The 11,059-nt window shown below is 64.6% G+C and carries 12 protein-coding genes; all 12 read right to left on the reverse strand.

The features are described 5' to 3' along the window. Nucleotides 1-28: 28 nt before the first annotated feature. Entirely contained in the window at nt 29-964 is a 936-nt protein-coding gene (locus tag ABW18_RS21150; protein ID WP_049700976.1) for a F0F1 ATP synthase subunit gamma, read from the reverse strand. Between the two features lie 62 nt (nt 965-1,026). Continuing rightward, complete coding sequence (gene atpA, locus ABW18_RS21155; protein WP_049700977.1) at nt 1,027-2,655, reverse strand: F0F1 ATP synthase subunit alpha; 1,629 nt, start codon at nt 2,653-2,655, stop codon at nt 1,027-1,029. A 93-nt stretch (nt 2,656-2,748) separates the two neighbouring features. Continuing rightward, complete coding sequence (locus ABW18_RS21160) at nt 2,749-4,101, reverse strand: F0F1 ATP synthase subunit B/delta (RefSeq protein ID WP_049700978.1); 1,353 nt, start codon at nt 4,099-4,101, stop codon at nt 2,749-2,751. Nucleotides 4,102-4,103: 2 nt separating this feature from the next. Further along, a complete protein-coding gene (locus tag ABW18_RS21165; protein WP_049700979.1) occupies nt 4,104-4,607 on the reverse strand; it encodes a F0F1 ATP synthase subunit B in 504 nt (167 codons plus the stop codon). Nucleotides 4,608-4,656: 49 nt separating this feature from the next. Further along, nucleotides 4,657-4,914, reverse strand: a complete 258-nt coding sequence (locus tag ABW18_RS21170; protein WP_005179417.1) for a F0F1 ATP synthase subunit C — start codon at nt 4,912-4,914, stop codon at nt 4,657-4,659. An 86-nt stretch (nt 4,915-5,000) separates the two neighbouring features. Beyond that, nucleotides 5,001-5,771, reverse strand: coding sequence for a F0F1 ATP synthase subunit A (atpB, locus tag ABW18_RS21175; protein WP_049700980.1), 771 nt, complete (start codon nt 5,769-5,771; stop codon nt 5,001-5,003). Next, entirely contained in the window at nt 5,768-6,184 is a 417-nt protein-coding gene (locus ABW18_RS21180; RefSeq protein ID WP_005205734.1) for an ATP synthase subunit I, read from the reverse strand. Before ABW18_RS21180 ends, atpB begins: the two co-directional genes overlap by 4 nt. Before the next feature lie 339 nt (nt 6,185-6,523). After that, the gene (locus ABW18_RS21185; protein ID WP_049700981.1) at nt 6,524-7,741 is read right to left on the reverse strand and encodes an MraY family glycosyltransferase; all 1,218 of its coding nucleotides are present in this window, start codon (nt 7,739-7,741) and stop codon (nt 6,524-6,526) included. Continuing rightward, on the reverse strand, nt 7,741-8,394 hold the full coding sequence (locus ABW18_RS21190; RefSeq protein ID WP_049700982.1) for an L-threonylcarbamoyladenylate synthase: 654 nt from the start codon (nt 8,392-8,394) through the stop codon (nt 7,741-7,743). The genes ABW18_RS21185 and ABW18_RS21190 overlap by 1 nt, the downstream gene beginning before the upstream one ends. A 35-nt stretch (nt 8,395-8,429) precedes the next feature. Next, complete coding sequence (prmC, locus tag ABW18_RS21195) at nt 8,430-9,287, reverse strand: peptide chain release factor N(5)-glutamine methyltransferase (protein WP_049700983.1); 858 nt, start codon at nt 9,285-9,287, stop codon at nt 8,430-8,432. Nucleotides 9,288-9,313: 26 nt separating this feature from the next. After that, nucleotides 9,314-10,420: a peptide chain release factor 1 gene (prfA, locus tag ABW18_RS21200; protein ID WP_049700984.1), complete on the reverse strand. Its 1,107-nt coding sequence runs from the start codon at nt 10,418-10,420 to the stop codon at nt 9,314-9,316. Nucleotides 10,421-10,519: 99 nt separating this feature from the next. Continuing rightward, nucleotides 10,520-10,747 carry a 50S ribosomal protein L31 gene (gene rpmE / locus ABW18_RS21205; RefSeq protein ID WP_049700985.1) on the reverse strand — a complete coding sequence of 76 codons (228 nt, stop codon included), beginning with the start codon at nt 10,745-10,747 and terminating at the stop codon, nt 10,520-10,522. Between the last annotated feature and the right edge of the window lie 312 nt (nt 10,748-11,059).

Below are 11,059 nucleotides of genomic sequence, written 5' to 3' on the forward strand. Positions count from 1 at the left end.
ATCGAAGTTTGGGGCGGGATCGGCGTCATTAGGCCAGCGCGCTCGATCCGCCGACGATCTCGCTGATTTCCTGGGTGATCTGAGCCTGGCGAAGCTGGTTGGCTTCACGCGACAACGACTTGGACAATTCCTCGGCGTTGTCGGTTGCCGCCTTCATGGCGGTGCGACGAGCGGCCGACTCAGATGCCGCAGAGTCCAACAGCGCCGCGTAGACGCGCGTGGCGACGTACTTCGGCAGCAGTGCCTCGAGAAGCGTCTCCGCACTGGGCTCGAAGCTGTAGTTGCGCGACTCGTCGTCGACCTCGACCTCGCCGTGATCCGGGTTGTCGTTCTCGGTGACCACCAGCGGCGCCATCCGGCGAACCTCGGGGGTCTGGGTCAGCATGGAGACGAACCGGGTGTAGACGATGTGCAGCTCGTCGACGCCCTCGATGGTTCCCTCGCCGTCGGGGAGGTCGATGTTCTCGCCCGACCCGGCCACGAACAGGTCGACCAGGAAGTTGCTCGCCTGCGCCGCATCTGCGTATTCCGGGGACTGCGAGAACCCGGTCCACGATGCCGCGACGTCCATGCCACGGAACGTGAAGTAGTTCACGCCCTTGGTGCCCATGACGAAGACCACCGGTTCTTTGCCCTCGTCGCGGATGAGCGAGATGAGCTCGCGCGACGACCGGAGCACGTTGGAGTTGTATCCACCCGCCATGCCGCGGTCGCTGGTGATCACCAGGATCGCCGCACGCTTGGGATCCTCGCGCTCCTTGAGCAGCGGATGGTCAAGCGACCCCGCGCTGCTGGCCAGCTCCGAGAGCACCTTGGTCATCTCTTCCGAGTACGGCTTGGCTGCCGCAACCCTGGCCTGAGCCTTGGTGATACGCGAGGTCGCGATCAGCTCCTGTGCCTTGGTGATCTTCTTCGTCGACTGGACCGACCGGATGCGTGAGCGCAGCTCACGAATGCTGGCCATGAGCCCTCACCCCTTCTTCCTTCGCACGGATACGCCCGATGCGGGCACAGACAGTCACAAGGTCACTTCCGGATCTTGATCTGTTCTTGCTCGACGTCGTCGGCGTCCATTGCGGCTGCCTCGGCCTCGTTGACGACGCGCTTGCCGTCGTGGGTGAGGTAGCTGTTCTTGAACTTGTTGGTCTCGGCGACGAGCGCCTCGGCCTCATCGTCGGCGAGAACCTTGCCACCGGCGATGGAGTCGTAGACACCGGTCGCGTTGTGGTGCAGGTGGCTGAGCAGCTGCGTCTCGAAGTTGCGGATGTCGTTGACCGGCACGGAGTCGTAGTGGCCCTCACCGCAGAGGTAGATCGAGACGATCTCGTCCTCGACCGAGTAGGGGCTGTACTGGTCCTGCTTGAGCATCTCGACCCAGCGGGCGCCGCGCTCGAGCTGAGCCTTCGACGCCGCGTCCAGGTCGGAGGCGAAGGCGGCGAACGCTTCGAGCTCACGGAACTGTGCGAGCTCGAGACGCAGCGAGCCGGAGACCTTCTTGAGGCCCTTGGTCTGTGCTGCACCACCGACGCGCGACACCGAGGTACCGACGTTGATGGCCGGACGAACACCCTTGTTGAACAGGTCGGACTCGAGGAAGACCTGTCCGTCGGTGATCGAGATGACGTTGGTCGGGATGAACGCCGAGACGTCGTTGGCCTTGGTCTCGATGATCGGCAGTGCCGTCATCGAACCGCCACCGAGTTCGTCGGAGAGCTTGGCAGCACGCTCGAGCAGGCGGGAGTGCAAGTAGAAGACGTCGCCGGGGTATGCCTCGCGGCCCGGCGGGCGACGCAGCAGCAGCGAGATCGCGCGGTACGCCTCGGCCTGCTTGGTCAGATCGTCGAAGACCACCAGAACGTGCTTGCCCTGGTACATCCAGTGCTGGCCGAGGGCCGAGCCGGTGTAGGGGGCGAGCCACTTGAAGCCGGCCGAGTCGGACGCGGGAGCCGCGACGATGGTGGTGTACTCCATCGCGCCGGCCTCTTCGAGAGCCGTCTTCACGCCGGCGATCGTCGAGCCCTTCTGGCCGATCGCGACGTAGATGCAGCGAACCTGCTTGCTGGGGTCACCGGTTGCCCAGTTGTCCTTCTGGTTCAGGATCGCGTCGACGCAGACCGCGGTCTTACCGGTCTTGCGGTCACCGATGATCAGCTGACGCTGTCCGCGACCGATCGCCGTCATGGCGTCGATGGCCTTGATGCCGGTGGCCAGCGACTCCTCGACGGGCTGACGCTCGAGCACGGTGGCTGCCTGCAGCTCGAGGACGCGGTTGTCCTCGGCCTCGATGTCGCCGAGACCGTCGATCGGCGCGCCGAGCGGGTCGACGACGCGTCCGAGGAACTTGTCGCCGACGGGCACCGAGAGCACCTCGCCGGTACGGCTGACCTGAGCGCCCTCTTCGAGATCCTCGTAGTCACCGAGGATGACGGCGCCGATCTCGTCCTCGTCGAGGTTCAGTGCAACACCCTGGACGCCGCCCGGGAACTGCAACAGCTCGTTGGCCATCGCGCCCGGAAGACCGCTGACGTGGGCGATACCGTCAGCCGTGTCGGTGATCGTGCCGACCTCGTCGCGCGAGGCTTCGGCTTCGAACGACGAGACGTACTGCTCGATCGCTCCCTTAATCTCGTCTGCTGAGATCGTCAACTCCGCCATGGGTTCTCGTCTTTCTTGATGTCGGTCGGTGTGAGTGAGTCGTGGTGGTGAGGCACGGTCGCCGTCGTGGTGGTGGCCAGTACGGCGAGGCGCTTACCTCGGCAGTGTCTCGGCGGCTTTCGCCAGGCGTGTCGCGATGTCGGCCTCGATGACCTCGTCGCCGACACCGATACGCAATCCGCCGATGATCGACGGGTCGACCTCGGTCTGCACCGAGATCGAACGGTGGTAGATCTCGGCGAGCACTCCACCGAGACGTTCCTTCTGAGCATCGCTCAATTCGGCCGCCGACACCACGTGGGCAACGGTTTCGCCGCGCAGCGCTGCTGCAAGCGCAGCGAGTTGGTCGACGGCAGACTCCGCGGGCTGTCCGTGGAGCAGGCTGATCGTCTGGGTGAGTAGATGCGAGGTGTAGTCGCCGATCTGATCCCCCACCAGCCCGGTGAGCAGGCCGTTACGCCTGTCGGCCGGCTTGGTGAAGTCGGTCAGCAACGACGCCAGGGTCGGATTCGCGTCGAGCAGGCGGCTCACCCGGAACAGTTCGTCCTCGACCTGTTCGATCTGACCGTCACGCTCGGCGGCGGTCAGCACGACAAGCGCGTTCTGCCTGCGCAGCGCGACGAGAATGTCGTTGGGCGCTGACCAGTGCTGTGCGACGGCTGATGCGACGATCTCGACCGCGATCGGCGATGCCTTGCCGTCGAAGAGGGTGTGCACCAGGTTCTTCTTGAGTGCCGGGAAATCCTCGTCCTCGGTGAACTTCTTGCGCAACACCGGATTCTGCTGGAGGAAGTCGATGATCTGAGTCAGATCCTCGCTTGCCGCAAGCAGGTCCTGAGGCGACTTGCCCTCAGTGTTGGTGGCGAACTCGCGAGCGACCGCACGCGCGGCCTCTCGGCTCGCGGCATGCATCGAATGCAGACCGATCAGTTCGCTCGAACTCGGCACACCGGTCGACGGCTGTCCGCCGCGCGACATGGCCGAGAGCTCGTCGATGACACGATCGACCGTCTCCGACTGATTGGCCGGGTCGGCGAGGTGATCGCGAACGATCTTGCCCGCGCCGTCGACCGCGGTGAGTCCGAGCTCGCTGCGCAACTGGCGAACCATGGACGTTCTGGTCAGTTCGCCCTGCGCCTTGCCGTGCTCGGAGATGCGCTTGACCTCGGCGTCTGCCTGCTTGTGCAGGTCATCCGCGATGCCCTCGGCATCTTCGACCGCACCTTCGTGCAGTTGCTTTGCCTCGACCTTTGCCTGCTCGATCGAGCGCTCGTGCGCGACCTTGGCGTCCTCGAGGCGGGCCTTGGCCGCGTCACTCTCGGCCACCTGCTGATCGACGACGTCCTGCGCGTTCTTCACGACCTTGCGCAAGAACGGGACGACGAACTTCCACAACAGGAAGATGACGATCAGAAAGCCGATGAGCTGTCCGATAAAAATATCCACTGCTACTTCACCGTCTCAGTCTCTGCCGAGGCGGTCGACGCCCCTGCACTTTGCACGCCGGCACTCTGCTTGCCGAGAACTCGGTCGGCAAGCGTTCGCGACAACGAATCGACGTCGCGCTTGGCCTCTGTCACGGCGCTGTCGGCCTCCACCTTGAGATCGGCGGAAATCTTCGCGAGAGCGGCGTCGGCTTCATCCGTCGCACGCCGCTTCGCATCCGACAGCTCCTCGTTACCCTTGGCCCGCGCTTCGTCCCGGATACCGGTTGCGTCGGCGCGGGCGTCCTTCATTCGAGCCTGGTACTCCCGATCGGCGTCCTCGTAGCTCGCCGCAGCGGCGTTGTTGTCCTCAGCGGTCTTCGCGACGCGCGCCTGCCGTTCGTCGAGCACCTTCACGATTGGTGGCACGACCCACGCGCGGATCACGACCAGCACGATGACGAAGATCAGCAGACACGCGAAGAACGTGCCGTTGGGGATCAAGAAGTTCTCTGCGGCGAGATTCATGGTTCAGATGTCCCTTGTTGTTCGAGGAACCCGACTAAGACCGGGAAGATCAGGACTGGCCGGAGATCGGGGTGGCGAACACGAACAGCGCCATGAACGCGAGGTTGATGAAGTACGCAGCCTCGACCAGACCAACGGTGATGAAGAACGGAGTGAACAGACGGCCCTGAGCCTCCGGCTGACGTGCGATGCCGGAGATCAACGCGGAACCGGCGATACCGTCACCGACACCGGCACCGATTGCGCCGCCACCCATGATGAGGCCGCCACCGATCAACGCGCCCAGACCAATCAGATTCGGATCCATTGAGAACTTTCCTTTCGGGTGATACTGGCAATCGGATTGCCAGGTCTAAGGTCCGACCGGCGCGGTGCCGGTCGGGGTCGGACTTGCTAGTGGTCTTCGTCCATCTCCATGGCCTGGCTGAAGTACAGCACGGTCAGCAGGGAGAAGATGAATGCCTGGATGAGGCCGACGAAGAGGTCGAAGGACTTCCAGATCGCGTTCGGCGCCCACATGATGTACGCCGGGAACAGCGAGATCAGCGCGACCATGATGCTGCCTGCGAACAGGTTGCCGAAAAGACGGAGGGAGAGCGAGACCGGCTTGGCGATCTCCTCGATGATGTTGATCGGCGCGAGGAATGCGACGTGGCCCTTGACCAGGCGGGTGAAGTGCCCGACAGGCCCGCGGCGCTTGATGCCCGCTGCGGTGTACCAGATGAACACGAACGCAGCGAGTGCGTAGCAGAAGTTGACGTCGCTGGCCGCAGGCGCGAAGACCTCAGCGCTCTTGCCCTCGGCATCGCCGTACTGCAGCGGCAGCACCGCCAGCCAGTTGGCGATGAGGATGAACGTGAACAGCGTTACCGCGAGCGGCAGAACGAATCCACCGACCTTCATGCCCATCGAGTTCTCGATCTGGCTGCGCATCTGCGTGGTCACTGCTTCGAAGAACAGCTGCACCGAATTGGGGCGCTTGGAAGTCATCCTCGACCGGACGAAGAATGCCAATGCGATCACGATCAAGCCCGCGATCGAAGTGGCCACAATCGTGTCGATGTTCCACGTCAGGCCCAGCCACTCCACCTGCTTGTGGTGGCCGACCTCGATTTGGGCTTCGGCCAGCACCAGGCTCTCGGCGCCGTAAGTCGATGCGATCATAGCTGCTTACGAAGTCCTTTCATTACCGGAATCACCGTGTTCAGCACCAGGACAACCTGGCCCAGAGCGAGTCCGAACATCACGCCCAGCCCTTCGGGCCGGAACAGGAACGCCGCCGCCAGCGCGAGCACAGTGATGGCTCCGAGGCGTGCGGCAGAGTTGACGGCGAGCAGTTTCTTGCGAGGATTCTCTTCTGCCGCAACACGTTCGACGGACATGATGACCATCTTGGTGTTGATGAAGACGGCGACCACACCGATTGCGAAGAACAGCGGGAACAACCAGCTCCCGAGGAACACCGCGATGATCGCGACGATGACCGTCAGTACGGCGGCGATGATCGCCGGTCGTCGGAGGCCGGTCGGCGCGGGCGGGTAATACACGGGAGCCGAGTCAGGGGCGGACGTCGCCATTGCCTCTCCTCACGTGAACACCTCATGCCAAAGGCATCAGGCGATGAGCGTGCGTCCTCGCGGCAGGTGCCGCCGAGCGTACGCTCTGCATTTGCAGTGACCTTATCAACACGGTGTGCCGCGGTCACCGGGGGGTGTCTTCGCAGTTTGTGTTGACTTACCGAGGTGGGGCACGTCGCGCCAGCGGCGCATCATATGCGTCCCCCTCAAGTACTACAGCAGATAGTACACGATTTTACTGTCCGGTTACCTAACCGGTGGGTCAACCGTCACCCACCCCGCCGAATCGGCCCCTACCTGGCCTTTCGAGCACAGCACTTGCCTCAGCGAGGGTGTCTGTCAGCGCAGCGCTCGCGCGGTCCGCAGCTCCGCGATGCGCCGCTGAAGCCGGGGCGCCATCGTCGCAAGCATCGCGACCACGAGACCGGCCGCGAATGCCGGCACGACCACCGACATCGGGAAGATCGTGCTCGCAGCCACCGAGAACGCCAGGATTCCCACCCAGAGATAGATGATCAGCGCGACGCGTCGCTGTGAATGCCCCAGTTCGAGCAGCCGATGATGCAGGTGCAGCTTGTCCGGTGTGTAGAACCCGACGCCTGCCCTGGTGCGTCGTACCACCGCCATCAGCATGTCGAGCATCGGGATGAAGACAACGGCCGCAACCAGGATCAGGGGTGAGAGCAGCGTGAACACGTCGGCCGGACCGTACGCGTTCACCGCTATACGACCCGACGCGCTCGTCGACGCCGCTGCCAGCATCAAGCCGATGAGCATCGCACCCGAGTCGCCCATGAAGATCCTCGCGGGCGAGAAGTTGTGCGGAAGGAACCCGAGGCAAGCACCCGCGAGTGCGACCGAGATCAGTGCGGGTGGGTAATAGCTGACGTCGCCACCCTGGTCTCGGAGCAGGCCGAGCGAGAACATGCAGATGGCCGACGCCGAGATGAGTCCGAGCCCCGCGGCGAGACCGTCGAGTCCGTCGATGAAGTTGACGGCGTTGATGGTGGCGACGGTGATCACGACTGTCAGCAACCCCGACTGGAAAGGGTCGAGAACGATGGTCCCGATGTTTCCGAACGGAACCGGCACCTGCAGCCAGCTCACGCCCATCACCACCATGACTCCCGCCGCCGTGAGTTGTCCAACGAACTTCGTCAACGCGTCGAGGCCCCACCGGTCGTCGATGATCCCGACGATGACGATGACCGCTCCGGCCGTCACCACCGCACCCATGTCGTTGGTATAGGCGAATCCGCGGTTGAGCGCGGGGAGGTTGGCAGCCAACACGATCGCGGCGACGACTCCCGCGAACATGCCGACGCCGCCGAGCCTCGGTGTGGGAATGGTGTGTACGTCTCGCACACGGGGTACGGCCACAGCACCCACTCGGATCGCGATCACCCGAACCAGCGATGTCAGCAGGTACGTGATGGCAGCCGCGGTCAGGCCGACCAACAGCAATTCGCGCAGCGGGACACCGGCACCGCCCGAGCTCGAATCGGCCGACAGCATGTCGGCGACGACCATGCTGGTACCGGTGACGGGCTCGAGCATCAGTTGACCAGGCTGGCCGGATCGACGTCGAGCACCTCTGCCACCTCGGCCGTCGTCACAGCGCCCTCGCGCAGAACACGCGGACTCGGACCCGTGACGTCGACAATTGTCGACGGCTCCCCCTTGGGTGCTCTACCACCGTCGAGGTAGACCGACACCGAGTCGCCCAGTTGTTCGCGGGCCTCGTCGCATGTGATCGCGGGAGGCCTGCCGGAGACGTTGGCGCTCGAGACCGCCATCGGTCCGACCTCACGCAGCACCTCGATGGCCACCGGGTGCAGCGGCATCCGCAACATCACGGTGCCCGACGTGTCGCCGAGATCCCACGCGAGCGACGGAGCCTGCTCGACGACGAGACTCACACTGCCCGGCCAGAACGCCTCGACGAGGCTGCGCGCCGATGCCGACACCGACAAGACCAGACCGTCGATGGAATGCCAGGAACCGACCAGGACGGGTACGGGCATGTCGCGACCCCGGTGCTTTGCAGCCAGGAGGTCGGTGACGGCCTCGGCGTCGAACGCGTTGCACCCGATGCCGTAGACCGTGTCCGTGGGCGTGACGATCAGGCGCCCGGCCTTGGCGGCCCCCACGGCCGCCTGGATGCCCGCAGAACGGGTGTCCTCGTCAGTGCAATCGAAAACGGTGCTCACCCATCCATCCTTTCACGCGACACGTCTGCCCCGGATCAAGGTCGACGGCGCGCGGTCACGACCCGCGGTCGACCTGCGAGGTCGCGGCGCGCCACGACGTCGTCGAACCGTCCCGTCGCCTCGAAGGCCCCGATTACCTGCGACGACGTCGAATCGTCATGCTCGACGCCGATGCGCCCGGAGGGTGCCAGTAGTCGCGCGGCGACGTCGGCGAGCGGCGTGATCACGCTCATCCCGTCGTGGCCGGCGAACACCGCCTCGGCCGGATCCGCCTCGACTTCGGGCGAGACGTCGGTGTCGGTCGGCACATACGGCGGGTTCGCCACAATGAGGTCGAGCGAGCCGTCCGGGATGTGATCGGACAGTTGTGCGTAATCGGTGACATCGGCGCCGAGAACTGCCACGCGATCGCCGACACCGAGGTTCTCGACATTCCGGCGCAACCACAACAGTGCCGACGGCGATTTCTCGACCGCCACCACACGGGCCGACGGCACCGACACGGCGATCGCGATGGCCAGTGCCCCACTGCCGCTACACAGATCGGCGACGAGCGGATGCGAAATGCCCCGCAGATTCTCGACGGCCCATTCGAGGATGAGCTCCGTCTCGGGCCGCGGCACGAAGACCCCCGGCCCGACGGCCAGATCGATGGGGCCGAAAGCGGCCCGACCAATGATGTGCTGCAACGGAATTCGACGTGCACGCTGCGCGACGAGCTCGCGAAAGCGCCTGCGCTCACCCGCGTCCGGTCCGTCGACGAAAGCCAACGAACCCCGATCGACGTCGAGGACATGCGCCATCAACCACTCGGCATCGCTGCGCGCCGAGTCGATTCCGGCTTCCGCGAGCAGCGATGCTGCCGAATGCAGCTCCGAGCCCGCCGACGTCATCTGGTCACTTGTCACGCAGGTCGACCTCACTCGGCCTCGAGCCGCGCCTGACGGTCTGCGGCGACGAGCGCGTCGAGCAGGGCGTCCATGTCGCCACTCAGCACGGCATCGAGATTGTTTGCCTTGTAACCGATCCGGTGATCGGTGATCCGGTTCTCCGGGAAGTTGTAGGTGCGGATGCGTTCGGAACGATCAACCGTCCGGATCTGCGCAGCCCTGCCCTCCGCCGCGGCGGCGTCGGCCTCCTCCTCGGCAGCAGACTGCAACCGCGCAGCCAGCACCTGCATAGCACGGGCCTTGTTCTGGAGCTGCGATCGCTCGTTCTGGCAGGTCACGACGATCCCGGTGGGCAGGTGGGTCAGACGGACCGCCGAGTCGGTGGTGTTCACGCCCTGGCCGCCCTTGCCGGACGAGCGGTAGACGTCGATCCGCAGATCGGACTCGTCGATCTCGATCTCCTCGACCTCCTCGGGTTCCGGGTAGATCAGCACGCCTGCCGCCGACGTGTGGATACGGCCTTGAGACTCGGTCACCGGGACACGCTGCACGCGGTGAACGCCGCCCTCGAACTTCAGCCGCGACCACACACCGTCGCGCGACGGCTCGCGGCCCTTGATCGAGAGCGTGGCCTCCTTGTAGCCCCCGAGATCGGACTCGGTGACACCGAGGACCTGGGCCTTCCAGCCGTGCCGCTCGCAGTACTTGAGGTACATGCGGGCCAGATCGGAGGCGAACAGCGCCGATTCCTCGCCGCCGGCACCCGATTTGATCTCCAACACGACGTCGTCGGAATCGTGCGGGTCGCGTGGTGCGAGCAGATCGGTCAGCGTCGCATCCAGAGATTCGACCGCAGCTTCGAGAGCGGGAATCTCCTCGGCGAACGCCGCATCGTCTGCAGCGAGTTCCCTGGCCGCGGCGAGATCATCGCGCGAGGTCTGCAGCTTCGAATACGTCGCCATGATCGGCGCGAGCTCGGCAAATCGTTTGCCCACCCGCCGCGCATGCGACGGATCGTCGTGCAATGAGGGATCAGAGAGCTGCTGCTCGAGCCCCGCGTGCTCGGCAAGAATGTCGTCGATGGCACCGCCATTGGCACCGCCTCCGGCGTCGCGCGTGTGTGCGCTCTTATTCACCGCTCGTCCTCCTCATACTTGCTCGCCCAGATACTTGCTCGCCCAACGAAAACGACGCCCGACCCGGTCGGTGTGACCGGGCGGGCGTCGTCGGGATAGCTACTTGGCGTCTGCGTTCTTGGTGCGCTTGCCGTAGCGCTTCTCGAAGCGCGCGACGCGGCCGCCGGTGTCGAGGATCTTCTGCTTGCCCGTGTAGAACGGGTGGCACTGCGAGCAGACTTCGACGTTGATCCGACCGTTCTCGGCGGTGCTGCGGGTCTCGAAGGTGTTGCCACAGCCGCAAACGACCTCTGTGACGTGGTAATCGGGGTGAATTCCCTGCTTCATTCTGGTGTCCCTTTCTGTGGTCGCCGGGTCACCGCCGCGATTCGGCGGTGTGAACCGGTACCGGACTCGACCGATCAGTATGCCATCGCCCCAGGCCCAGACGGAAATCGCAACCTTCTGGCTGGCGACGACCGCGGGCGCCGGATTCGACTCGACTGCCTGTCACCCGCCTCAACACGGCCCCACCCGTATTCATTCCGACGCAGCTCCCACTCCGCCGAACGCGCCACACGCTGCGTAAACGTGCATACGTGACGCGTCGAAGACGTGCGTCGACGCTTCTTGTGAAGGTAAGCCTTAGTTTACTGTGCC

It is taken from the genome of Gordonia jacobaea (assembly GCF_001186365.1).
GTDB lineage: Bacteria > Actinomycetota > Actinomycetes > Mycobacteriales > Mycobacteriaceae > Gordonia > Gordonia jacobaea.